The sequence below is a fragment of the uncultured Amaricoccus sp. genome (assembly GCF_937891315.1).
Classification (GTDB): domain Bacteria; phylum Pseudomonadota; class Alphaproteobacteria; order Rhodobacterales; family Rhodobacteraceae; genus Amaricoccus.
Window position 1 is genome coordinate 28,931 of the sequence record NZ_CALAGI010000141.1, and the last position, 25,759, is coordinate 54,689.

General features: G+C 68.5%; 17 protein-coding genes. 2 read left to right on the top strand and 15 right to left on the bottom strand.

Features of this window, described 5'->3' with window-relative positions; translation table 11 throughout:
* Positions 1-2: 2 nt before the first annotated feature.
* From Q0480_RS13730 to Q0480_RS13755, 6 genes are all read right to left on the bottom strand, one after another.
* Positions 3-2,900 (bottom strand): valine--tRNA ligase, encoded by a 2,898-nt coding sequence (locus Q0480_RS13730; RefSeq protein WP_299133752.1) that lies wholly within the window; start codon positions 2,898-2,900, stop codon positions 3-5.
* 86 nt (positions 2,901-2,986) lie between these two features.
* A complete protein-coding gene (locus Q0480_RS13735) occupies positions 2,987-3,523 on the bottom strand; it encodes a sarcosine oxidase subunit gamma (protein ID WP_299133754.1) in 537 nt (178 codons plus the stop codon).
* Positions 3,516-6,455 (bottom strand): sarcosine oxidase subunit alpha family protein, encoded by a 2,940-nt coding sequence (locus Q0480_RS13740; RefSeq protein ID WP_299133755.1) that lies wholly within the window; start codon positions 6,453-6,455, stop codon positions 3,516-3,518. The genes Q0480_RS13735 and Q0480_RS13740 overlap by 8 nt, the downstream gene beginning before the upstream one ends.
* Positions 6,452-6,715 (bottom strand): sarcosine oxidase subunit delta, encoded by a 264-nt coding sequence (locus Q0480_RS13745; RefSeq protein WP_299133756.1) that lies wholly within the window; start codon positions 6,713-6,715, stop codon positions 6,452-6,454. Before Q0480_RS13745 ends, Q0480_RS13740 begins: the two co-directional genes overlap by 4 nt.
* Positions 6,716-6,727: 12 nt before the next feature.
* Positions 6,728-7,978 (bottom strand): sarcosine oxidase subunit beta family protein, encoded by a 1,251-nt coding sequence (locus Q0480_RS13750; protein WP_299133757.1) that lies wholly within the window; start codon positions 7,976-7,978, stop codon positions 6,728-6,730.
* Positions 7,979-8,062: 84 nt separating this feature from the next.
* Entirely contained in the window at positions 8,063-9,646 is a 1,584-nt protein-coding gene (locus tag Q0480_RS13755; protein ID WP_299133758.1) for a DEAD/DEAH box helicase, read from the bottom strand.
* A 169-nt stretch (positions 9,647-9,815) separates the two neighbouring features.
* Between Q0480_RS13755 and efp the strand changes: the two genes are divergently transcribed.
* Complete coding sequence (gene efp, locus Q0480_RS13760; protein ID WP_299133759.1) at positions 9,816-10,379, top strand: elongation factor P; 564 nt, start codon at positions 9,816-9,818, stop codon at positions 10,377-10,379.
* A gap of 7 nt (positions 10,380-10,386) precedes the next feature.
* On the opposite strand, the gene ggt is transcribed toward efp, so the two are convergent.
* From ggt to urtA, 9 genes are all read right to left on the bottom strand, one after another.
* Entirely contained in the window at positions 10,387-12,135 is a 1,749-nt protein-coding gene (gene ggt / locus Q0480_RS13765) for a gamma-glutamyltransferase (protein WP_299133760.1), read from the bottom strand.
* A gap of 36 nt (positions 12,136-12,171) precedes the next feature.
* On the bottom strand, positions 12,172-13,053 hold the full coding sequence (locus Q0480_RS13770) for a transglutaminase family protein (protein WP_299133761.1): 882 nt from the start codon (positions 13,051-13,053) through the stop codon (positions 12,172-12,174).
* Positions 13,054-13,056: 3 nt separating this feature from the next.
* A complete protein-coding gene (locus Q0480_RS13775) occupies positions 13,057-15,453 on the bottom strand; it encodes a circularly permuted type 2 ATP-grasp protein (protein WP_299133762.1) in 2,397 nt (798 codons plus the stop codon).
* Between the two features lie 3 nt (positions 15,454-15,456).
* A complete protein-coding gene (locus Q0480_RS13780) occupies positions 15,457-18,783 on the bottom strand; it encodes a DUF2126 domain-containing protein (RefSeq protein WP_299133763.1) in 3,327 nt (1,108 codons plus the stop codon).
* Between the two features lie 447 nt (positions 18,784-19,230).
* Positions 19,231-19,938, bottom strand: a complete 708-nt coding sequence (gene urtE / locus Q0480_RS13785) for an urea ABC transporter ATP-binding subunit UrtE (protein WP_299133764.1) — start codon at positions 19,936-19,938, stop codon at positions 19,231-19,233.
* Entirely contained in the window at positions 19,928-20,668 is a 741-nt protein-coding gene (gene urtD, locus Q0480_RS13790; protein ID WP_299133765.1) for an urea ABC transporter ATP-binding protein UrtD, read from the bottom strand. The genes urtE and urtD overlap by 11 nt, the downstream gene beginning before the upstream one ends.
* Entirely contained in the window at positions 20,665-21,780 is a 1,116-nt protein-coding gene (gene urtC / locus Q0480_RS13795; protein WP_299133767.1) for an urea ABC transporter permease subunit UrtC, read from the bottom strand. The genes urtD and urtC overlap by 4 nt, the downstream gene beginning before the upstream one ends.
* A gap of 3 nt (positions 21,781-21,783) precedes the next feature.
* Positions 21,784-23,388: an urea ABC transporter permease subunit UrtB gene (gene urtB, locus Q0480_RS13800; protein ID WP_299133768.1), complete on the bottom strand. Its 1,605-nt coding sequence runs from the start codon at positions 23,386-23,388 to the stop codon at positions 21,784-21,786.
* 123 nt (positions 23,389-23,511) lie between these two features.
* A complete protein-coding gene (gene urtA, locus Q0480_RS13805; protein WP_299133769.1) occupies positions 23,512-24,801 on the bottom strand; it encodes an urea ABC transporter substrate-binding protein in 1,290 nt (429 codons plus the stop codon).
* Between the two features lie 475 nt (positions 24,802-25,276).
* Between urtA and Q0480_RS13810 the strand changes: the two genes are divergently transcribed.
* On the top strand, positions 25,277-25,726 hold the full coding sequence (locus Q0480_RS13810) for a DMT family transporter (protein ID WP_299133771.1): 450 nt from the start codon (positions 25,277-25,279) through the stop codon (positions 25,724-25,726).
* The last annotated feature ends 33 nt before the right edge of the window (positions 25,727-25,759 follow it).

A 25,759-nucleotide genomic window follows, 5' to 3' on the forward strand; every position in this document is an offset into this window, starting at 1 on the left:
GGTCAGAGCGACGCCAGACGCGCCTGGGCGGCGCGCAGGATGCCCAGTTCCTCCTCGGCGGCGCCGAGGCGCGCGCGGTTCTCGTCCACCACGTCCTCCGGCGCCTTGGCGACGAAGGCGGGATTGCCGAGCTTGGCCTTGAGACCGGCCGCCTCCTTGGCGAGCTTGTCCGCCGCCTTGCCAAGCCGCTCGCGCTCGGCGGCGATGTCGATCACATCGGCCAGCGGCAGGCAGAAGGTCGCGCCGCGCACGGTCAGCGTGACGGCGCCCTTCGGCGCCTCGGCCGCCGTCTCGAACCGCTCGATCCGCGCCAGCCGGGCGACGAGCGCGCGATCGCGCTCCAGCGCCGCGGCCTGATCGGGCCCGAGATCGAGCTGGATCAACGGCACCTTGGCGCCGGCGGGAACATGCATCTGGGCGCGGACCGAGCGGATTTCCTCGATCAGCGCCACGATCCAGCCCATTTCGGCGTCGGCCGCGGCATCGACCAATTCGGCGCCGTAGCTCGGCCAGTCGGTATGGACGAGCAGCTTCGGCCGCGCCGCGATCTGGCCCCAGAGCGCCTCGGTGATGAAGGGCATCAGCGGGTGGAGCAGGATCAGGCACTGGTCGAGCACCCAGGCCATCGTGGCGCGCGTCTCCTCCGCCGCCGCCGCGTCCTGAAACAGCGGTTTGGCCAGCTCGACATACCAGTCGCAGACATTGCCCCAGACATGGGCATAGAGCACGTTCGCCGCGTCGTTGAAGCGATAGGCGTCCAGCGCCGCGTCCAGCGTCTCGCGCACCCGGCCGGTCTCGCCGACGATCCATTTGTTCGCGGTCAGGGTGACGGAGGCCGGATCGAAGCCCGCGACCGGCCGGCAGTCGTTCATCTCGGCGAAGCGCGCGGCGTTCCAGAGCTTGGTGCCGAAGTTGCGATAGCCGGCGATCCGGTCGCGGCTGAGCTTCAGGTCGCGCCCCATCGCCGCCATCGCGGTCAGGGTGAAGCGCACCGCGTCGGCGCCGAACTCGTCGATCAGTTCGATCGGGTCGAGGACGTTGCCGAGCGATTTCGACATCTTCTTGCCCTTCTCGTCGCGGACGAGGGCATGGATATAGACGTCCTTGAACGGCACCTTTCCGGTTAGTTCGAGCTGCATCATCATCATCCGGGCGACCCAGAAGAAGATGATATCGAAGCCGGTGACGAGGACGGAGGTCGGGAAATACTTCGCGAGTTCGGGTGTGTTTTCGGGCCAACCCATGGTGCCGATCGGCCAGATGCCGGAGGAGAACCACGTGTCGAGGACGTCGGGGTCGCGATCTAGCTCCGTCCATCCGAGCGTGCCGTCGCTATCAACCCCATATGCCGCGGGGGGCACATGTTCCCTCAGCGCACCCTCTTCCCTAGAGAAGCTGATCGGGATGCTCGCACCATAGAACTCTTGTGCTTTTTTAAGAACTTCCTGCTCAGTGGAAGCGCAGAAGGCCCGCACCGCCCCGGGCACAACTTTCCCCTCACTGTCGATTTCTGGCCCGTACCAAACCGGGATCTGATGCCCCCACCACAATTGCCGGGAGATGCACCAAGGCTCGATATTCTCCATCCAGTGGAAGAACGTCTTCTCGTCGCGCTCCGGCAGGATACGCGTCTTGTCGGAGCGGACCGCGTCCATCGCCTTCTCAGCCAACTCTTCGGTCTTCACGAACCACTGGTCGGTCAGGAGCGGCTCGATCGCGACCTTGGAGCGGTCGCCGTGCGGGACCATGTGCGGCTCCGCGTCGATCCCGTCGAGCCAGCCTTCATCGTGGGCGAGCGTGACGATCGCGTCCCGCGCCTCGTAACGGTCCATTCCGTCGAGACCGGCCAGCGCGTCGGACCCATCGATCCCGTCCCAGAAATCCGCATTGTCCTTCAACGCGATCTGGGCGCGCGTTCCCATCACGTTGATGACCCGCAGACCCGCGCGTTTGCCGACCTCCCAGTCGTTGAAATCATGCGCCGGGGTGATTTTCACCGCGCCGGTGCCCTTGGTCGGGTCGGCATAGGCGTCGGCGACGATCGGGATCGAGCGGCCGACCAGCGGCAGGCGGACCGATCTGCCGATCAGATGGGTGTAACGCGGATCGTCCGGGTTCACCGCGACGCCGGTATCGCCCAGCATCGTCTCCGGTCGCGTGGTTGCGACAACCAGATAGTCGCGCGTCTCGTAGGCCGTGGGCTTGCCCTCGGCGTCGAATTCGATGGGATGCTCGTAGGTCGCGCCGTTCTCCAGCGGATAGCGCAGGCGCCAGAGGCTGCCTTTCTCCTCGACCTGCTCGACCTCGAGGTCAGAGATCGCCGTCTCGAAATGCGGATCCCAGTTCACCAGCCGCTTGCCGCGATAGATCAGGCCCTTGTCGTACAGCGAGACGAAGGCTTTCAGCACCGCGTCGTGGAAGTTACCTTCCTCGCCCGCCGGCGCGCCCGGCGCTCCCGACATGGTGAAGGCGTTGCGCGACAGGTCGAAACTGTCGCCGAGCCGACGGCACTGATCGAGGATGGTGCCGCCCGACTTGCCCTTCCATTCCCAGACCTTGGCGACGAAGGCCTCGCGCCCCATGTCGCGCCGGCCGATATTGCCGGCGGCGGCGAGCTGGCGCTCGACCACCATCTGGGTGGCGATGCCGGCATGGTCGAGGCCGGGTTGCCACAGCACGTCGTCGCCCCGCATCCGGTGCCAGCGGGCGAGGATGTCCATCAGCGTGTGGTTGAAGGCATGGCCCATATGCAGGCTGCCGGTGACGTTCGGCGGCGGCAGCAGGATGCAGAACGGCTTGGCGTCCGGTCCGGCATTGGTCCCGGCGGCGAAGGCGTTCTTCGCGTCCCAGAGGTCGGCGATCTCGGCCTCGGCGCGCGCCGCGTCGAATGTCTTTTCCATCTGTCAGGCGCCCCGCGAGAAACTGAGGTCCGTGTCATAGCGCCGCGACCCGCGAAGGAAAAGTGCCCCCGTGTCCCGGTCGAGGCTCAGTCGAGCGCGGCGCGCGCCGCGACGGCGCGGGCGGCGTGGGTGATCTCCTCGACCGCCGTCCCGGCGAAGGATCGCATGACCATGACGTCATAGCCTTCGGGCCGCGCGATCACCAAAGCCATCACATGGCCGAGCAGGGTGCGCGCCACCCGCCACGGCGCGAAGGTCGCGGGATCGAGTTCGACGGGCACCAGCCGCGCGAGCACATCGCCCGCCGCCGCGCCGGTCACCCGCAGCCCGGCCCAGCCATCGCCCTGATCGGTGACCGCGGCGCGGCCGGCGAGGTCGGGCGCGGGCGCCCCGATCAGGAACCACAGCCCGAGGCCCGCCCAGACCAGCCGGCCGCCACCGATATCGGTCGCGGTCCCGGTTTCGAGCGGCGTGCCGAGGGCGGCGGCGACCTCGGCCTCGCGGCCGCGAAATGGCGCGATCGAGACCATCGGCGCAGAGGGCAGCGGCGCGAGGATCACGCCGCCGATCTCGACCGGAAGGCCGAGCCCGTCCATCGGTCCGAGCGGCGCGAGATCAGCCACGCAGGCGCCCTCCTTCGGGGGCGTGGAAGACCGGCGACACCAGTTCGCATTCGACATCGAGACCGCGGAGCGCGCAGACGGCGCGCAGCCGCTGGCCGATCCGCGCCCGCCCGTCGCGCACGAAGCCCAGCGCGATGGCGTGGCCGAGCGTCGGCGAATGGCAGGCCGAGGTGAGATAGCCGAGATCGTTCGCCGCGACCGCCTCCGCGCCGGGCGCCACCACATGCGCCCCCGCGACCAGCCGCGCCGCGGGGTCCACCGGGCGCAGGCCGACCAACTGCTCACGCTCCGGTCCCGACAGGCCGGGCCGTTGGCTCGCGACCTTGCCGACACAGTCCTTGGTGCCCGAGACCATCCGCCCGAGGCCGAGATCGAAGGCGGTGGTCCGGCCGGTCAGCTCGGCATGGGTCAGAAGGCCCTTTTCGACGCGGAGCACGTTCAGCGCCTCCATGCCATAGGCGCCGCCGCCGAGCGCCTCGGCCCGGGTGACCAGCGTCTCGAACAAGGCGGCGCCGAAGCGGGCGGGTACCGCGACCTCGTAGGCGTGCTCGCCGGAGAAGGAGATGCGGAACAGCCGCCCGGCGATTCCGAGGACGGAGGCCGCGCCGCAGGCCATGTAGGGAAAGCCGGCACCGTCCACGGCCTTGTCGAGCAGGCCGTTGACCAGTTCACGCGACCGGGGGCCGGCGACGGCGAGCTGCGCCCATTGCTCGGTGACCGAGATGGTCTGGACGTCGAGTTCCGGCCAGAGGCATTGCGCGCAGAATTCGAGATGGGACATCACCTGCCCCGCGGCGACGGTGGTGGTGGTCAGCAGGAAATGCTCCGGCCCGAGCCGCGCGACGGTGCCGTCGTCCATGGCAAACCCATCCTCGCGTAGCATCAGCCCGTAGCGGACACGGCCGACGGCGAGGGTCGAGATCACGTTTGAATAGACGCGATCGAGGAATGTCGCCGCGTCCGGTCCCTGCACGTCGATCTTGCCAAGCGTCGTCACGTCGCAGACGCCGACCGCCTGCCGGACCATCGCGACCTCGCGGTCGCAGGACTGGCGCCACTCGGTTTCGCCGGGCCGCGGAAACCAGCTCGGCCGGAACCAGAGACCCGCCTCGACGAAGCGCGCGCCGAGGGCCGCCGCCGGCGCGTGGGCGGGGGTGAGGCGGCGGGGCTGGAACCCCTGCCCCGCCGCGCCCGCGCCGAGCGTCGCGATCGGGACCGGCGCGTAGGGCGGCCGATAAGTGGTTGTCCCCGTCTCCGGCACGGCCCGCCCGGTGAGCTCGGCGAGGATCGCGAGACCGGCGACATTGGCGATCTTGCCCTGGTCGGTCGCCATGCCGAGCGTGGTATAGCGCTTCATATGCTCCACCGAGCGGAAATTCTCGCGCGCGGCCAGGGCGACGTCCTTCACGGTGACGTCGTTCTGGAAGTCGAGCCAGGCGCGGCCCTTGACGTCGCGCACCTGCCAGAACGGCGGCACGGCGACGGATGCGTCCTCGGCCGCGGGCACCTCCGGCGCCGGTGGCGGGAAGCCGAGATCGTGCGCGGCCCGCGCCCCGGCCGCCGCGCCGGCGGCGAGCGCCGCCTGGGTCGAGAAGGCGCCGGCCGCGGCGCCGACCGCCACCAGCCCCGGCACCGCGCCCGCCGTCGGGACGAAGGCCGAGATCTCCGGTTCCCAGGTCGGCCGGCCACCGAGGTGACAGGTGAGATGCACCGCCGGATTCCATCCGCCCGAGACGGCGAGGCAGTCGGCCGGGATCGGGCGGATGCCGGCGCGGTCCCGCACCATGATCTCGCGCAGGCCGAGGCGGCCGCGGGTTCCGATGACTTCGGCGCCGGTGAAGGTGCGCCAGTCGCCGCGCGGCGGTGCGACGCCGGTCCGGCCGTCGACCAGCGCGGTGACTTCCACCCCGGCGGCGGCGAGATCGGTCGCGGTGCGCCACCCTTCGTCATGGCAGGTGAAGACCGCGACCCGCCGCCCCGGCACGACCGCCCAGCGGCGAAGGTAGGCACGGACGGCGCCGGCGAGCATTACGCCCGGCCGGTCATTGTCCGGAAAGGCGATCGGCCGCTCCAGCGCCCCGGCGGCGAGGATCGCGCGCCGCGCGGTGATCCGCCAGAAACACTGGCGCGGCGTATGCTCCGGCGCGAGGCCGATATGCTCGCTCACCCGCTCAAGCGCGCCGTAGGTGCCGCCGTCATAGGCCCCGGTGACGGTCGTGCGCGGCATCAGACGCACATTGGGCAGGGTGGCGAGCTCGGTGACCAGGCCGGCCGCCCAGACATCTCCGGGTGCGCCATCGACTTCGAGGCTCTCGGCCTTGAGGCGACCACCGAAGCGGAAATCCTCGTCGGCGAGGATCACGCGAAGGCCCGCGCGGGCTCCCGTCAGCGCCGCCATCAGGCCCGCCGGCCCGCCGCCGATGACGAGCAGGTCGCAGAAGGCGAAGGCCTTCTCGTTCTCATCCGTGTCAGCGCGGCCCGACAGCGCCCCAAGCCCGGCGGCGCGGCGGATCGCGGGTTCGTACACCTTCTCCCAGAAGCTCTTCGGCCACATGAAGGTCTTGTAGTAGAAGCCGGCGCCGAGCAATGGCGCGGCGAGGTCGTTGATCGCCATCAGGTCGAACCGCGCGCTCGGCCAGCGGTTCTGGCTGAAGGCGGTCAGGCCATCGAATACCTCCTGCGTGGTCGCCCGCGTGTTCGGCGTCGCCGCGGCGCCATGGCCGACGGTGACGAGCGCGTTTGGTTCCTCCGACCCCGCGGTCAGGATCCCGCGCGGGCGGTGGTACTTGAAGCCGCGCCCGACCACACGGACGCCGTTGGCGACCAGCGCCGAGGCCAGCGTGTCGCCGGGATGGGCGACGAGCTGGCGCCCGTCGAACAGCACGTCGAGATCGTGCGTCCTGTCGATCGCCCCGCCCGACGCCAACCTCACCGTGCCACCTCTCGGGCCAGCGCGACATCCAGTATCTCGTGGCTTCGCGTGTCCCGCGCCACCCGCAGCCAGGCGCGGCAACCGCCATCATGCTGCCAGAGTTCGAGGTTCGGACCCGCCGGATTGTCGCGCAGGTTCAGATAGTCGTGGAACGCCTCCGCCCCGGACTCCGCGGATGGCCGCGCCAGCAACTTCGCCGAACCGCGATAGCTGAACTCACGCAAGTCGCGCTCGCCGCAGACCGGACAGGTCAGGCGCATGGCGCGCCGCGATCAGTGCAGGTTCGGCTGGGCACCGGTCGCCTCCTCGTCGATCACATGGCCGGTCGCGAACCGGTCGAGCCGGAAGCGCGCCGCCGCCGGATGCGACGCGCCGGTCGCCATCAGATGGGCGAAGCACCAGCCGGAGCCGGGCACCGCCTTGAAGCCGCCATAGCACCAGCCGCCGTTGAAGAAGAGCCCCTCGACGGGCGTGCGATCCATGATCGGCGAGCCGTCCATCGTCATGTCGACGATCCCGCCCCAGGAGCGCAGCACCCGCGCCTTGCCGATCATCGGCATCAGCGCCATGCCCGCCTCCATCACATGCTCGACCAGCGGCAGGTTGCCGCGCTGCGCATAGGAATTGTAGCCGTCGAGATCGCCGCCGAAGACGAGGCCGCCCTTGTCCGACTGGCTGATGTAGAAATGCCCCATGCCGAAGGTCACGACGCCGGGGATCAGCGGCTTCAGCCCCTCGGTGACGAAGGCCTGCAGAACCTGGCTCTCGATCGGCAGGCGAAGGCCGGCCATCGCGCCGACCTGGCTCGACCGCCCGGCGACGGCCATGCCGACCCGTGGCGCGGCGATGGCGCCGCGGCTGGTCTCGACGCCGCGCACCACGCCGTTCTCGATGCGAAAGCCGGTAACCTCGCAGTTCTGGATGATATCGACGCCGAGCCGGTCGGCGCCGCGCGCGAAGCCCCAGGCGACCGCGTCATGCCGCGCGGTACCCGCCCGGCGCTGCAGCAGACCGCCCCGGATCGGAAATCGCGCGTCGCGAAAATCGAGAAAGGGCGCGTGGGCGCGGACCGCTTCACGATCGAGCAGTTCGGCATCGTCGCCCTGGAAGCGCATGGCATTGCCGCGGCGGGCGAAGGCGTCGAACTGGCCGTCGGAATGGCAGAGGTTCAGGATGCCGCGCTGGGACATCATGACATTGTAGTTCAGCTCGCGCTCCAGTCCCTCCCAGAGGCGGAGCGAGTGGGAATAGAACTCGGAATTGCCGGGAAGCAGATAGTTCGCGCGGACGATGGTGGTGTTGCGCCCGACATTGCCACCGCCGATATAGCCGCGTTCGAGCACCGCGACGTCCCGCAGCCCATGGTTCCGGGCGAGATAGTAGGCGGTGGCGAGCCCGTGTCCGCCGCCGCCGATGACGATGGCGTCATAGCGGGCCTTCGGCGCCGGGTCGCGCCAGGCGGGCGTCCACAGCCGGTCGCCCGCCACCGCGTTTCGAAGGATCGTCCAGGCCGAATAGCGCATTCAGTCCCCGCCATTGCGCGGGTCAGAAAACCCGTTTGGCGGATCGGACGCAAGGGGGTGATCCTGCGCGGTCGCCCCACCCGATCAGCCCTCTTCGGGCGCGTCCCCGGGTCGGGCGCCGAGACGTTCGATGCGCGGGCCGCCGTCGCCATGGCGGGCGGCGGCGTTGGCAAAGCCGCGGGCGGCGCCGCCGCGCACCTCGAACTGCGTCTGGCCGTCGCGCACGCGGACGCGGCCGATGTCACGGCGCGACACCCGGCCGATCCGGCAGAGCAGCGGCAGGATCCACCGCACTTCCGCCTGCCCGCCATGGCCGAGATTGACGCTGAACCAGACGCCGCCGGTCCTTGATCGCGCACCCGCGGCGGCACGGCCGGCGAGGTCCTCCGGTGCCGGACGCCCTGCGCGCCAGAGCTGGACGAAGGCCGCCGCGACCCGTTCCGGTCCGTGCGTCGAGAGAAGCGCGCTGACCGCCTCGCGGTCCTGCTCGGTCTCCGCCGCCGGGGCCACGTGATCGAGCATGCGGACCCGGCGCCCGGCTTCGATCTCTTCGCGCCGCGGCACCGGATGCCACTCGAGCGCGAGCCCCGCCCGCGCGATCAGCGTTTCGGCCCGGCGCTGCGACGCGGGCGGGACGACGAGGACGGCGAGGCCCTTGCGCCCCGCGCGGCCCGTGCGCCCCGAGCGATGCAGCAGGATCTCGCGGTTCGCCGGCAGGTCCGCGTGGATCACGAGGTCGAGCCCGGGCAGGTCGAGGCCGCGCGCGGCCACGTCGGTCGCCACGCAGACCTTCGCCCGCCCGGAACGCATCGCGGCGAGCGCGGCGTCGCGGTCGCTCTGGCCGAGATCGCCCGACAGCGCCACCACCCTGAAGCCGCGGGCCGAGAGTTCCCCGGTGAGCAGCGCGACCGATTCCCGGCGGCCGCAGAAGACAAGCGCGCTCTCCGGCTCATGCAGGCAGAGGAGGTTGATCACCGCCTTGTCGCGATCGTCGGGCGCGACGAGCATCCCCTGGAAGGCGATGCTCGCCTCCCCCTCCGGCGCCGCGATGTCGATGCGCGCGGCGCCCGTCTGGAACCGCGCCGCCAACGCCTCGATGCGGGGGGTGATGGTCGCCGAGAACATCAGGGTCCGGCGCTCCGACGGCAGCGTCGTCAGGATCGCCTCCAGCTCCTCGCGAAATCCGAGGTCGAGCATGTCGTCCGCTTCGTCGAGCGCCACGGTCGCCAGCGCATCGGTGGGCAGCGCCCCGCGCCGGATATGGTCGGCGACGCGGCCCGGCGTGCCGACCACCAGGGCGCAGCCTCCGGCCAGCGCCGCGCGTTCGGCCGCGACGTCCGCGCCGCCGACGCAGGACGCGATCCGCGCGCCGGTGCCCGCGAAGAGCCAGGCGAGTTCGTTCCGCACCTGCGCCGCGAGTTCACGGGTGGGGACGAGGATCAGCGCCCGCGGTTCAGGCCCGGACGCGTAGAGACCGTCGGCGTCAAGAACCTCGCGGGCGAGCGCGAGCCCCAGCGCCAATGTCTTGCCCGAACCGGTTCGCGCCGAGACCAGGAGGTCGGCTTCCGGGGCATCGAGGATGGCGGTCTGTACCGGGGTAAGCGTGGTAAATCCACGCGCGAAAAGCGTGCGCGTGAGCGTCGCAGGGACGCGATCTATGCCAGTCATCGGAACTCGTTTCTTGGAACACAGGCCGACGTCGCCAAAATGTCGGCGGATCCCTCCGCGCCAGAAGCGGGTGGCGCGGCGGACGTCGGGAGCCGGCAACTTGCCAGCGCGGCAAAGTCTGGCTATAGCAGGCGCGAATTTCGAACTTATGAATGGATCGGCAGTCGTCATGCCCAAGATCAACGGCAATGAAATCCGCCCGGGCTACATCCTCGAGCACGACGGTGGCCTGTGGGTCGCGGTGAAGGTCGCCCATGTGAAGCCCGGCAAGGGCGGCGCCTTCGCTCAGGTCGAGTTGAAGAACATCCGCGACAACCGCAAGCTCAACGAGCGCTTCCGCTCCGCCGACAAGGTCGAGCGCGTCCGCCTCGACCAGAAGGACCAGCAGTTCCTCTACGAGTCCGACGGCCTCCTGCATTTCATGGACGCCGACACGTTCGAGCAGGTGACCATCGCCGCCGACATCTTCGGCGACCGCCGCCCCTTCCTCCAGGACGGCATGACCATCCAGGTCGAATATTACGAGGACGAGGCGCTGAACGCCATGCTGCCCGACAAGGTGACCTGCAAGGTCGTCGAGACCGAACCCGCCGTGAAGGGTCAGACCGCCGCCAATTCCTTCAAGCCGGCGATCCTCGACAACGGCGTCCGCGTCATGATCCCGCCCTTTGTCGGCGAGGGCGAAGCGGTCATCGTTTCGACCGAAACCATGGAATACGTCGAGCGCGCCTGACGCGGGCTCACTCTCCCAGGACAAGCCCTTCGCGGCGCTTGTCCGTGGCGCCGCGCAGCAGCGGCCCGTCGATCTGGATCACCTGAAGCCCGGAATTGAGATCAGCCGCTTCGGCGACATGGCCGCGGGCACTGAGCGCGGCGATCAGCGCCGCCGCCTCCGGCCCCTCCTCGACCTCGGTATCACCGTTGCGGTTGACGACATGCGGCAGGTCGATGGCAACCTGAGGATCGAGGTTCCAATCGAGCATCGCGATCAGCGCCTGCGCGACATAGGGGATGATGTTGGCCCCGCCGGGTGAGCCGGTCAGCAGCACCGGCGCGCCGCGATGCAACACTACCGTCGGCGCCATCGAGGAACGCGGGCGTTTGCCGCCCTCGACGCGATTGGCAACGGGGACGCCGTTCTCCTCGGGAACGAAGGAGAAATCGGTCATCTCGTTGTTGAGCAGGAAGCCGTCCACCATCACCCGGCTGCCGAAGCCGGTCTCGATGGTGGTGGTCGCCGTGACCATGTCGCCGAACCGATCCTTGATGACCAGTTGCGATGTGCCCTTGCGCGGCCGCGGACGGTCGGAGGTGAATTCCTCGGGATGCTCCCGCGGCGGTTCACCGGCGGTGGCGACGCCCATGGTGCGTAGCGGATCGATCAGCCGGGCGCGCGCGCCGAGATAGGCGGGATCGAGCAGGCCCTCCGTCGGCATATCGACGAAATCCGCGTCGGCCATGTAGCGGGCGCGGTCGGCGAAGGCGAGTTTCGAGGCCTCGATGAAGAGATGCGCCGCCTGCGGCGTGTCGCCGATCGCGGTCAGGTCGAAGGCCGAGAGGATGCCGAGGATCTGGCCGACGGTCAGCGCGCCGGAACTCGGCGGCCCCATGCCGCAGACTTCCCATACCCGGTAGTCGAGGCAGACCGGAATCCGCTCCTTCGCCTGATAGGCGGCGAGATCGGCCCGCGTCATCATTCCCGGATTGACCGCCGTCCGCGCCGCCTCGACGATCCGGGCACCGATCGGACCCTCGTAGAACGGCGTGCTGCCCTCCGCCGCGATCACGCGCAAGGTCGCGGCGAAATCCGGGTTGGCGAGGATTTCGCCCTCCGGCTTCGGCGTGCCGTCGGTATGGAAGAAGTAACCGCGGGCCACCGGGAAATCTGCGAGGTCGGGCGCGTCGGCGATCGCCGTGGCGAGGCGCCGCGAGATCGGAAAGCCCGCTTCGGCCTTGTCGATCGTGGGCTCGAACAAATCCGCCCAGGGTAGCCGGCCGTGCGCCGTGTGCAACAGTTCGAACACCTTCAGCGTGCCCGGCACACCGACCGAACGACCACCGGCGACCGCCTGTCGGAACGGGATTGGCGCACCGTCAGGCCCGAGCCAATAGTCGGGTGTCGCAGCGGCGGGCGCGGTCTCGCGGCCGTCGTAGCTGGTCAGCGTCTCTGTCTCGGCGTCCCAATAGACGAGAAATGCCCCGCCGCCGATGCCCGAGCTTTGCGGCTCCACGAGGTTCAACATCATCTGCGCGGCGACCGCGGCGTCGGCGGCGGAGCCTCCGGCCTGGAGAACCGCGAACCCCGCCTCGCTGGCCAGCGGGTTCGCCGTCGCGATCATGATCTCGCTCGCGGAGACCGACCGGCGCGCGGCGATCGCCGTCGTCGTCTCGGGCGGCGGCACCAGATTCTCGGCGACGGCGCCGAGGGGCAGCAGCGTCAAGGCGAGGCACAGGAATCGCGCCAAAAGGCTGAAATATTTTCTTGCCAACAAGATCGAGACCTTTTCTCACATCGCGCGCGAGGCTCAGTCTCCGACCGGGATCACGTCCACCGCCTGCTCGCTGGTCTGCTCACCCGCGATGCGCAGGATACCACGGACCGGCGAGACGTCGCCATAGTCGCGGCCGCGGGCGATCACGATGTGATCGGTACCGACGATCAGCGCGTTGGTCGGATCGAACTCGATCCAGCCGCTCTCGCGCCCGCACCAGGCGCGGACCCAGGCGTGCATCGCATCGGCGCCCTCGAGCCGCGCCTTGCCGGGCGGCGGATTGGTGCGCAGAAAGCCGCTGACATAGCCGGCCGGAACGCCGATGCCGCGCAGGGAGGCGATCATGATCTGGGCGAAATCCTGGCAGACACCGCGACGTCGGGCAAACGCCTCGGTCGCCGGTGTCTCGACCGTCGTCGCCTCCGGATCGAACTCCATGTCCTCGTAAAGACTCATGCCGACCGCCCGGACCGCGTCCATCGCCGTCATGCCCGGCCGCAGCTTCTCGACCGCGTAGGCGGTCATCTCCGGCGTCGGGGCCGCGCGTGGACTCGGGCCGAGGAAATGCAGCGGTGAATCCGGGTCGAGACCGCGATATTCCGCGATCTCCTCGGCCAGCCGTCCAAGCGCGGGCGATATGTCGAAGCCCGGCGCCTCGCCCATCCGGTCGACGCGGGCGGCGACGCGGAACTCGATCTCGTCATGGGTATCTCGAAACACGATCTCGACACTGTTGTTGCCGAAGAAATCGACCATGTCGGACCGTTCCGCCGGCCGCGGCTCGACCGTCAGCGAGGAGGTGACGCGGCGCTGGACGCCGGGCAGGTCGGCGGGTATCAGCCGCAGCAGGTGGCGGCCGCCGACGGCGGGGCGGTCGTAGCTGTAGGTGATGCGCAGGCCGATGTCGTACAGCATGACCTAGCTGAGATACGTCTTGGAAAGCAGTTCGGAAAGATCGCCGATCTCAAGCCTCAAGGTCAGCAGGCTGGTTTCGTCCAGCGTGTCGGGCGTCTGGACCGCGAGTGAGGTGTGGGTCCGCAGCACGGCGCGCGACAATTCCGACAGCTGGCCGTTCACCTCGGCCCCGGGCAGGAAGGCGGCCTGATCGCGCAACTCCGTCAGTTGATAGAGTACCGAGCGCGGGTTCATGATGTCGAGCGCGAGCAGGTCGACCACCGTGTCGCGCGTGGTCGAGACCGCGTAGCGGCGGCGGTGGGACATCACGCTGTCACCGATCTCGACCGCGAGATCGAGCGCGCCGTCCGGTGCGTCGGGCTTGCCGAGCCAGGAAATCGCGCTCGCCATCGCCATCGCCCGCTCCAGCGACCTGCCGATGATAAGAAAGCGCCAGCCGGTGAACCGGTACATGTTTTCGTGCACGAGACCCGAGAAGCCGGTGATCTTGCGCAAAAGGACACCCATCGCGCGCGCGGTGTCATCGCCGGGGGTGACCGTGGCCGCCATCTTGCGCGTGGTGCGGGCGAGATCGTTCAGCGCCATCCAGCCGTCGGTCGAGAAGCGGTCGCGCACGTGGCTCGCGCTGGTTATCGCCGCGCTCAGCGTCCATTGCAGGCCGGAAGGAATACCCTCGGACGTGTCGACGCCACTCGCCTCCAGATGCTCGGCGAGATGGGCGATGAGGGGCGCCTCGGGATCAGCCGTTTCGGCGAGGCGGATATGATGGGCGCGGAGGAGGCGCATCATGCCCTCCGCCCGTTCGACATAGCGGCCCAGCCAGAAGAGATTGTCGGCGGCGCGGCTGGGTAGCACCCCGGGCCGGACGCGGGCATATGGCCCGACCGGGGCGGGAAGCATCGAGATGCTCTCCACCGGTTTCTCGCTGACGATCCAGACGTCGGCGGCGGAGCCTCCACGCTGCATGGCGATCGCGGTCGCGTCCGGCGTGCGGCCGATGCGGGCGAAGCCGCCGGGCATCACCTGCCAGCCGCTCGGTGTGCGCACGAGGAAGGCGCGCAGGCTCATCGGACGCGGCACCAGCTGGCCGTCGACATGCGCCGGCGTCGTGGAAAGCGTCACGGCCTCCTGCCCGACGAGGCCCGGGCCGTCCGCTTCGAGCCACGCATCGACCGAGGGGCGGGCTCGGCCGCGGAAGTGGTCGCCGAGCACCGTCGTCTCGTCGATATCGAACGGCAGCCGTGTCGAGAGGGCCGAGCCGATCATCATCCGGTCGGCATGGGCGCGGACATGCGCGCGCTCCGCCGCCTGCCCGCACCACCAGGTCGCGATGTTCGGCAGCGCCAGCGGCTCGCCGCGGAGCGCAAGCGAAATACGGGGCAGGAAGGCCAGCAGCGCCCGCGTCTCCAGCACGCCCGAGCCGAGGGCGTTGACCAGGGTGACATTGCCCCGACGCACGGCGTTGACGAGGCCGGGGGTGCCCAGTCGCGAGCTTGAATCGAGTTCCAGCGGGTCGGCGAAGGCCGCGTCGAGACGGCGCCAGAGAACGGTCACCGGGCGAAGACCGGCGACGGTCCGCACCATTACCCTGCCCTGCGAAACGGTCAGGTCCTCGCCCTCGAGCAGCATGAATCCGAGGTAGCGGGCGATATAGGCATGTTCGAAATAGGTATCGTTGAGCGGCCCCGGCGTCAGGATCGCCACACGCGAGTCGGGATCCGAGGTCAGCCCCTGCAGCGCGTCGCGGAAGGTGCGGAAGAAGCCGGCCAGTCGGTGGACATGCGCCTCGGCATAAATGTCGGAGAAGACCCGGGCGGTCGCGACCCGGTTCTCCAGCGCGAAGCCAGAGCCCGAAGGGGCCTGGGTCCGGTCGCCGAGCACCCACCAGGACCCGTCCGGCCCGCGGCCGAGCTCGAAGGCGAGGAAATGCAGATAGTGCCCGCCGCGCGGCGGAATGCCGACCAGCGGCCGCAGCCATTCCCGGCTGCGCGCGATCAGCGACGCGGGCAACTGCCCGGTGCTGACCAGCCGGTTCGCACCGTAGAGATCGGCGACGACGGTCTCCAGCAGGTCGGCGCGCTGGATCAGGCCGTCGGCGATGCGCCGCCACTCCGCCTCCTCGATCAGAACGGGCACATGGGCCAGCGGCCAGGCGCGTTCCGTCGAGATGGTGTCGCCGTACTGACGGAAGAAGACGCCGGCGTCACGGAGATACTGGTCGCCCCGGGCGAAACGGCCGGCCAGTTCGTCCGGGGGGATCGTCGTCAGATGCTGGATCAACTGGCGCCAGACCGGCCGGAGTTGGCCCGACGGATCCATGAGTTCGTCCGCGACCCCGGGAAGCGGCCGGTATCCGGCGAGCAACGCCGGAGGGCCGGCCGCGAGGCTGCGGACGTCCATGCCTCAGTATCCCGGCGATCTGCGCAGATCGAGCGTCATCGGGAACGCCGGGTTCGGGGTTTCGAGCGGCGGCGCGAAATAGCCCGGCGTATGGCCGAGCGGCTCGAACCGCGCCAGCCGCCGCGCCTCGGCCTCGTTGCCATTGACCGGGAAGGTGTCGTAGTTGCGCCCGCCCGGATGGGCCACGTGATAGACGCAGCCGCCGAGCGACCGCCCGCTCCAGCTGTCGTAGATGTCAAACGTGAGCGGCGCGTTGACGGGCAGCACGGGATGCAGCGCCTGCGCCGGCTGCCAGGCCTTGTAGCGCACGCCGGCGACCGCGACCCCGCCGGTTTCGGTGGCGCGGAGCGGCAGGCGCCGTCCGTTGCAGGTCACGGTGTAGCGCTCGGGGTCGGTCGTGGTCAGCTTCACCTGCAACCGTTCGGTGGAGCTGTCGGTGTAGCGCACGGTGCCGCCGATCGCGCCGGTCTCGCCCAGCACGTGCCAGGGTTCGAGCGCGGCGCGCAGCTCGAGATTGACGCCCTCGTACTGAACTTCCCCGCAGAACGGGAAGCGGAACTCGGCCTGCGCCTCGAACCACTCGGGCCGCATTTCGAAACCATGCGCGGTCAGGTCGCGCAACACGTCGAGGAAGTCCTGCCAGACATAGTGTGGCAGCATGAACCGGTCGTGCAGCACGGTGCCCCAGCGGGTGAGGTCGCCGCTCGCCGGGCTCTGCCAGTAGCGGGCGATCAATGCGCGGATCATGAGCTGCTGCGCCAGACTCATGCGCGCATCCGGCGGCATTTCAAAGCCGCGGAACTCGACCAGCCCGAGGCGCCCGGTCGGACCATCGGGCGAATAGAGCTTGTCGATACAGATCTCGGCGCGGTGGGTATTGCCGGTGACATCGACCAGCAGGTTGCGCAGCAGGCGGTCGACGAGCCAGGGCAGCGGCTGCACGCCCATGCCCGGCGCGGGCATCTGCGCCATGGCGATCTCCAGCTCGTAGAGACCGTCGTGGCGGGCCTCGTCGATGCGCGGCGCCTGGCTGGTCGGGCCGATGAACAGGCCGGAGAACAGGTAGGACATCGACGGATGCCGCTGCCAGTGCAGGATCAGGCTGCGCAGCAGATCCGGCCGGCGCAGGAACGGGCTGTCGAGCGTGGTGCCGCCGCCGACCACGACATGATTGCCGCCGCCGGTGCCGGTATGGCGACCGTCGATCATGAACTTGTCGGCGCCGAGCCGGCTCGCGCGGGCCTCCTCATAGACCGTTTCGGTGATCGCGACGCAATCTTCCCAGCTGTTCGCCGGATGGATGTTGACCTCGATCACACCCGGATCGGGCGCGACGCGGACGACGTTCAGCCGCGGATCGTGCGGCGGCGCGTAGCCCTCGATATGCACCGGCAGGCCAAGGGCCCTGGCCGAGGTCTCCGCCGCCGCGACCAGCTCCAGATAGTCCTCCACCCGCTCCACCGGCGGCATGAAAACGCAGAGCCGGCCGTCGCGCGGCTCGACGCTGAGCGCGGTGCGCACGGCGCCGTCGAGCTCGCCGATCACCTGCTCGATCCGGTCCTGGGTCGGCTCCGAGGCAGTGAAGCGCGCCGTCGCCTGCGGGCGAACGATCGGCGTGGCGACCCGCGGCTCGGGCAGCGGGTCGCGCGGTACCGTCGGATCGGCGATGTTGGTGTAGGGGTAGGAGGACGCCGGCACGTGGGGCAGCGAACTCAGCGGAATGCGATAGCCGACCGGGCTGTCGCCCGGCACCAGGAACAGATACTTCCGCCGCAGCCGCCAGCGCTCCGACCGCCAGCGGTGCGAGGGGTTCGCCTTGGATTGCCAGCGCTGGATCGGCAGCACGAAGCCGCTCGGCGCGGTCAGGCCGCGGGAGAACACACGGCTGATCCGGTGCCGCTCCTCGGCGTCCTCGAGCTCGCTGTTCTCGGGCGTCACATTCTCCGGCAGGGAGGCTTCCTTCAGGATCCAGGTCGCGGGATCCTCGAAGGCGGGCGTGACGAGCTCCGACTCGACGCCGAGCGCGTCGGCGATGCCCATCAGCAACCGTTCCGCCTCGTCCGGGCCGACGCCGGTCTCCTTGCCTTCCGCGGCGATCAACTCGGCGTCGTGCCAGATCGGCTTGCCGTCGCGCCGCCAGTAGAGCGAGAAGGTCCAGCGCGGCAGCGTCTCGCCCGGGTACCATTTGCCCTGGCCGTAGTGCAGGAAGCCGCCCGGCGCGAACCGGTCGCGCAGGCGCCGGATCAGCTCGTCGGCGAGCGCGCGCTTGTTCGGGCCGACGGCGTCGGTGTTCCATTCGCCGCTCTCGAAATCGTCGATCGAGACGAAGGTCGGCTCGCCACCCATGGTCAGGCGCACATCGCCGGCGACCAGCGCCGCGTCGACCTTGCGGCCGACATTGTTCAGCGCCGTCCAGGCCTCGTCGGAATAGGGCTTGGTGATCCGCGGATGCTCGGCCACGCGGTTGATCTTCATGTCGAAATCGAACTCGACATTGGCCGAGCTCGCCATCCCCGAGATCGGCGCCGCGTTGCGGAAATGCGGCGTCGCCGCCAGCGGCACGTGGCTCTCGCCGGTCAGGAGGCCCGATGTCGGGTCGAGCCCGATCCAGCCCGCGCCCGGCAGATAGACTTCGCACCAAGCATGCAGGTCGGTGAAGTCATGGTCGGTCCCGGCGGGGCCGTCGAGCGAGATCAGGTCGGGCTTCAGCTGGATCAGATATCCCGAGACGAACCGCGCCGCGAGGCCGAGGTTGCGCAGGGTCTGCACGATCAGCCAGCTCGAATCCCGACACGATCCGGTGCCACGCTCGAAGGTCTCCTCCGGCGTCTGGACCCCGGGCTCCATGCGGATCACGTAGCCGACGGTGTTGGCGACACGGGCGTTCAGCCCGACGACGAAATCGACGGTCCGCGCCCGGTCGCGCGGGATGGTGTCGAGAAACGCCCGGAACATGGGGCCGACCGGCTCGGGCCGGCGATAGATCTCGAGATCGGGCCGGATGTCCTCGGGATATTCGAACGGCCAGTGCTCGGCGCTTTCCTCGACGAAGAAGTCGAAGGGATTGTAGACCGTCATGTCGGCGACGAGATCGACCTCGATCTTCAGCTCCGTGACCGGCTCGGGGAAGACGAACCGCGCCATCCAGTTGCCGTAGGGGTCCTGCTGGTGGTTGACGAAGTGACCAGCCGGACTGACGCGCAGCGAATGGGAGATCACCCGGGTACGCGAATGCGGCGCGGGCCGCAGGCGGATGATCTGCGGTCCGAGCGTGACGGGGCGATCATACTTGTAGTGGGTGAGGTGGTAGATGCTGGCCTTGATCGACATGTCTGGATACGGCTCCGGCGAAACTCGAGGGTTAACGTTTCACAAAAGATTGCAGCGCACCATGCTTCTTTGGGGATTCCGCGCCGAGACGCGCCGACGGCGGATTTCCGGCGCCGCCGTCCGCCATCCGAACGATGCGTTGCCTGACTTCCGCGCGGTGGCGCGTCCGCGCCGCGGCGAACAAGGAGGAGCGCGGGGCATCCGATCCCTCGCGGGCCAGGAAACGGGACACATGCCGCTCCATGCGCCTGCCATCATCGCGCCGGTCTTCGTCATCATCGCGATCGGCCACGCGGCGTTGGTCAGCGGCCAGGGTGACGCGCGGGCTCGCGCTCCGCGCCGCGACGGCGCTGTCCGCGGGAACCCTGTCCGCCCTGATCCCCGGTCATTTCGGGACGGTGACGCTCGGATCCCAGGGAGCACCGCCCTCGCCGCGGGGCCCAGGCGTCAGACCGTCATCCAGCGGCGCACTTCGTTTTCGTCCAGCTCGGAGGTCTTGCCCGCCAGAACAATGCGTCCGCGGTCCATCACCGCGATCCGGTCGGCGAGATCCACCGCGAAATCGAAGAACTGCTCCACCAGGACGATCGCCATCGTGCCCTGATCGCGCAGATAGGCGATCGCCCGGCCGATGTCCTTGATGATCGAGGGCTGGATCCCTTCCGTCGGCTCGTCGAGCAGCAGCAGGCTCGGATTGGTCACCATCGCCCGCCCGATGGCGAGCTGCTGCTGCTGGCCACCGGAGAGGTCGCCGCCGCGCCGGCCCATCATCTCGGCCAGCACCGGAAAGAGCTCGAATACCGTGTCCGGAATCCTGCGCTGGCCGCGGGGCAGCAGAGCATAGCCGGTTTCCAGATTCTCCTTCACCGTCAGCAGCGGGAAGATCTCGCGCCCCTGCGGCACCGTCGCCACGCCGAGCTGGGCGCGCGCGTCGGGCCGCAGCTTGCTGATATCCTTGCCCTTCCAGAGGATCTGGCCGCTCCGGATGCCCTGTCGGCCGGAAACGGCGCGCAGCATCGAGGTCTTGCCCACGCCATTGCGCCCGAGGATCGACGTCACCTGCCCGACCTCGGCGTCGAGCGAGACGCCTTTCAGCGCCTGCGCCGCGCCATAATAGAGATCAAGGCCGGTGATGCTCAGTTTCTCAGCGGCCAAGATACACCTCGATCACTTCCTGGTTGGCCGAGACATGGTCGAGCGACCCCTCCGCCAGAACCGCGCCCCGATGCAGCACCGTGACCTTGCAGTCCAGCGCCCGCACGAAATCCATGTCATGTTCGATCACCACGACCGACCGTTCGCCCGCGATACCGCGCAGCAGTTCGGCGGTGCGCATGGTCTCGGCGTCGGTCATGCCGGCGGCCGGCTCATCGACCAGCAGGAGCAGCGGCTCCTGCGCCAGCAGCATGCCGATCTCGAGCCACTGCTTCTGGCCGTGGCTGAGGCTGCCGGCGAGGCGGTGGCGCGCGCCTGTCAGCCGCACGAGTTCCAGAAGCTCGTCGATCCGCGACTTCTGCGGCCGGCTGATCTTGAAGAACAGGCTCGACTTGACGCCGCGGTCGCCGGCCAGCGCCAGCATCAGATTGTCCTCGACGGTGTGGGTCTCGAATACCGTCGGCTTCTGGAACTTCCGGCCGATGCCGAGCCGCGTGGTCGAGGCTTCGTCGAGCCGCGTCAGATCGGTCTCGGCGCCCCAGATCACCTGCCCGCTGTCGGGCCGCGTCTTGCCGGTGATGATGTCGAGCATCGTCGTCTTGCCGGCGCCGTTCGGGCCGACGACGGCGCGCAACTCACCTTTGGCGATGGCGATCGACAGGCCGTTGATCGCCTTGTAGCCGTCGAAGGCCCGATGCACGTCCTGCAGATAGAGCTGGGTCTCCCTCACGCCTCGACCTCCCGCGTTTCGGGCTCAGGTTTCTCCCGCCGCTTGACGATTTTCTCGACCAGGCCGAGCACGCCCTGCGGCAGGAAGATGGTGACGATGATGAACATCGCGCCGAGCACGAAGAGCCAGGCGTCCGGCATGACGCCGGTCAGCCAGCTCTTGGTCGAGGTGACGATCAGCGCGCCGATCGCCGCGCCGACCAGCGTCGCCCGGCCGCCGAGCGCCACCCAGATCACGATTTCGATCGAGTTCGCCGGGCTGAACTCGCCCGGATTGATGATCCCGACCTGCGGCACATAGAGCGCCCCGGCGACCCCCGCCATCATCGCCGAGACGGTGAAGACGAAGAGCTTGTAGTGCTCGACCCGGTAGCCGAGAAACCGCGTCCGGCTCTCGGCGTCGCGCACGCCGAGCAGCACCTTGCCGAACTTCGAAATGGTGATCGCGCGGCCAAGCAGCAGCCCGAGGGCGAGGGCGACCGCCGACATGACGAAGAGCGTCACCCGGGTCGTGTCCGCCGACAGGCTGAAGCCGAGCACGTCGCGGAAGTCGGTCAGGCCGTTGTTGCCGCCAAGTCCCATCTGGTTGCGGAAGAAGGCGAGCAGCAGCGCGTAGGTCATCGCCTGGGTGATGATCGACAGATAGACGCCGGTGACGCGGCTTCGGAATGCGAAATAGCCGAAGACGAAGGCCAGCGCGCCGGGCACCAGCAGCACCATCACGCAGGCGAACCAGAACATGTCGAACCCGTGCCAGAACCATGGCAGTTCGGTATAGTTCAGGAACACCATGAAATCGGGCAGGATCGGGTTGGCATAGACGCCGCGGTCGCCGATCTCGCGCATCAGATGCATGCCCATGGCATAGCCACCGAGCGCGAAGAAGGCGCCATGCCCGAGGCTGAGGATACCGCAGTAGCCCCAGACAAGATCGAGCGACACCGCGAGCAGCGCATAGCAGAGATACTTGCCGAGCAGCGCCACGATGTAGCTCGGCACATGCCCGCCGGACCCCGGCTCGGCCAGCAGATTGCCGAGCGGCACCAGCACGGTGACGACGAGCAGCAGCGCGAGGAAGATCCCCATGCGCTTGTCGATGAAGCTCGCGCGCATGGCTCAGCCCTCCACGGCGCGGCCGCGGGTCGGGAAGAGACCCCGAGGCCGTTTCTGAATGAACAGGATGATGAAGACCAGGATCAGGATCTTGGCCAGTACCGCGCCGACGAAGGGCTCCATGAACTTGTTGGCGATGCCGAGCGAGAAGGCCGCGGCGAAGGTGCCCCAGAGATTGCCGGCGCCGCCGAACACCACGACGAGGAAGCTGTCGATGATATAGGCCTGCCCGAGATTGGGGGAGACATTGTCGATCTGGCTGAGCGCGACGCCCGCCAGCCCGGCGATTCCGGCGCCGAGGCCGAAGGTCAGCGCATCGACCTTCGCCGTGCGGATGCCCATCTCGGCCGCCATCGGCCGGTTCTGCGTCACCGCCCGCATCTGCAGGCCGAACAGTGTGCGCTTCAACAGGAGGAGCAGCCCGAGGAACACCGCGAGCGCGAAGATCACGATATAGAAGCGGTTCCAGGTGACGGTCATCTCGCCGACCTGGAAGGCGCCCGACATCCAGGAGGGGTTGCCGACCTCGCGGTTCGACGGGCCGAACAGGGTGCGCACCGTCTGTTGCAGGATCAGGCTGACCCCCCAGGTGGCGAGCAACGTCTCCAGCGGCCTTCCGTAGAGGAACCGCACGATCCCCCGTTCGATCCCGACACCGATCGCGCCCGCCACCAGGAAGGCGAGCGGCGTCGCGATCAGCAGCGACCAGTCGAAGAGCCCGGGATAATACGTGCGGATAACCTGCTGGGTGAGGTAGGTTGTGTATGCGCCAAGCATGATCAACTCGCCGTGCGCCATGTTGATGACGCCCATCACCCCGAAGGTGATGGCGAGGCCGACCGCCGCGAGCAGCAGAACCGATCCGAGCGACACGCCGAACCAGACGTTCTGCGCCACGCCCCAGATCGCCCGCGCCCGCTCGATCTCGGCCTTGGCCTCGGTCGCGGCGGCCGCGACCTCCGGCTGATCGGACGATACGTATCTGGTGATCGCGGTCAGCGAGTCATTGCCGCCCCTGTCCCGCACCACGGCGAGGGCGGCCACCTTGTCGGCGGCCGAGGCGTCGGATTCGAGCATGGCGAGCGCCTGGGCTTCGCGCAGCGTCTTGGCGACGCCGGAATCCTGCTCCGCCGCCAGAGCCTCGGCGATCGCGGGCAAGGCCTCCGGATCGGCGGCGAGGAAGGCGGCGTTGGCGGCGGCGAGCCGCTTCGCCGGATCGGGCGACATCAGGGTCAGCGTGCCGATCGCGGCGCGGATCGCCCGGCGCAGCCCGTTGTTCACCCGTATCGGCTCGGTGCTGCGCGCGGCGACCGGCCCGAGCGCGACACCGGTCAGCGGATCGAACCCGACCGCGCGCCCCCCCTTGCCGGTGACCCGCAGGATCGCGCCATCGGCCGTGCGTTGCCGAAGCTCACCCGCGGAGAGCGCCTCGAGCAGACCCTCGGCGCGCGGGTCGGTGGTGGCGGCGATCTCCGCCACCACTTCGGCGCGATCGTTGAAATTTCCGTCCGGGAGCCGCTGGACCAGCTCTTCCAGGGTCTGGGCGGCGACACCCTGCCCCACCAGGGCGAGCCCGATCCAGATGACGACGGCTGCTAGGAAGCGCATGGAAACTCCGCGACTGACGCTTGAAACAATTGCCACAATCCACTGGCGTTTCGGGGAAACACCTATGTGGGATCGGAAAGGAGCGCGGACCCTTCCGGGGTCCGCGCGTCACGATCGTTCAGGTCAGTTCGTCGCGCCGCCGCATTTGCCGGTGGCGACGTTGAAGTTGCCGCAGGACATGGGCGAGCGCCAGTTGGCGATCAGCTCGGCCGATTCCGGCAGGTAGTCGGACCATTCGTCGCCCAGAACGAGACCGGAGGTTTCCCAGACGGTTGCGATCTGGCCATCATCCTGGATCTCGCCGATCAGAACCGGCTTGGTGATGTGATGGTTCGAGCCCATCGACGCGATGCCGCCGGTCAGGTTCGGAACCGCGACGCCTATCATCGCGTCGAGCACCGGATCGGTGTCGGTGGTGCCGGCCGCCTCGACCGCCTTCACCCACATGTTGAAGCCGATATAGGTGGCTTCCATCGGGTCGTTGGTCACGCGGTCATCCGACTTGATGAACTTGTGCCATTTCTCGATGAAGGCCGCGTTCTCGGGCGTATCGACGCTCATGAAGTAGTTCCAGGCCGCCAGATGGCCGACCAGCGGCTTGGTGTCGAGACCCGCCAGCTCCTCCTCGCCGACCGAGAAGGCGACGACCGGAATATCCTCGGCCGAGATGCCCTGATTGCCGAGCTCCTTGTAGAACGGCACGTTGGCGTCGCCGTTGATGGTCGAGACCACGGCGGTCTTCTTGCCCTCGGAACCGAACTTCTTGATGTCCGAGACGATGGTCTGCCAGTCGGAATGACCGAAGGGCGTGTAATTGATCATGATGTCCTCGGGCGCGACGCCCTTGGCCTTGAGATAGGCTTCGAGGATCTGGTTCGTGGTGCGCGGATAGACATAGTCTGTGCCCGCGAGCACCCAACGTTCCACGCCCTCGTCGTTCATCAGATAGTCGACCGCCGGGATCGCTTGCTGGTTCGGCGCGGCGCCGGTGTAGAAGACGTTGCGCTCGCTCTCCTGGCCCTCGTACTGGACCGGATAGAACAGGATCGAATTCAGCTCTTCGAAGACCGGCAGCACCGACTTGCGGCTGACGGAGGTCCAGCAACCGAAGACCACGTCGACCCCGTTCGCCGCGATCAGTTCACGGGCCTTCTCGGCGAAGAGCGGCCAGTCCGACGCGGGATCGACCACCACGGCCTCGAGCTTCTTGCCGAGCAGGCCGCCCTTGGCGTTCTGCTCCTCGACCATCATCAGGACCGCGTCCTTCAGCGTCGTCTCCGAGATCGCCATCGTGCCCGACAGCGAATGCAGCACGCCGACCTTGATCGTTTCCTCCTGGGCGAAGGCGGCGCCGGCCCACAGGGCCCCGGCCAAAGCCGCGGAAGTGCCCAAACACTTGATCTTGCTTATCATGTACCTCGTCCCGTCGAATGAAGCGCGTGCGTCCGTCTCTAGGCATCTCAACGGGACGCGGAGGTTCCCCCTGCGTCTTCGCGGCGCGCCGCCACCGCCATCGTCAAGCGCGCCTCAGGCTGCGGCCGGGGGCGAAATCGGTCAAGCGGCATCGCACAATTTTCGTGCTGCACTAAACAATTGCATGAATTTTATGCTGTGTTGTATGGGATTCACTATTTCGAGATCATAATGCAAGCAGCGAGTGGCCGCGCATCACGGCGCGAGTTGCGGGATCTCCAGGATCAGATTGCGGCGCGCGGCATGGGCAAAGGCCGCCTGCCCGTTGGCGGTCACCATGAAAGCGGCCACCAGCCCGATCGGGCCCCCTTGCGCACAGGCAACCTCATCGGCGCGCCGGTCAATGCCGGACCGTTGACACGGACCGCGGCGCGGCCCACGAACGTGAGCGACCCCCCAAAACCCCGGAGACATGATGACCGTCTGGATCTATCCCGTGATCGCGGCGCTGCTCGGCGCGCTCCTGACCGTCCAGCCGCTGGTGAACGCGATCCTGGCCCGATCGGTGGGCAATCCGCTGGCGGCGACGACGGTCTCGGTGCTGGTTTCCTTCCTGAGCGCGCTCCTCCTGCTGGCCGCGACCGGACGGGTCACCGACCTCGGGCGGGCGGTGACGGCGCCGGTGCCCTGGTGGGTCTATCTCGCCGGCATCGCCGGCTCCGCCTTCGTGCTCGGCGCGATCATGATCGCGCCGGTGATCGGCGGCGCGGCGTTTTTCGTCTGCGTGGTGGCGGGACAACTGATCGGCGCGACGCTCGGCGACCATTTCGGCATCCTCGGCCTCGCCGAGCGGCCGGTCTCGATCGAGCGGCTGGCCGGTCTGGCGCTGGTGCTCGGCGGCGCGATCCTGGTGCAGCGTGGCTGAGCCGGACCCCGACGCGGAACGCGGGTAACGGTC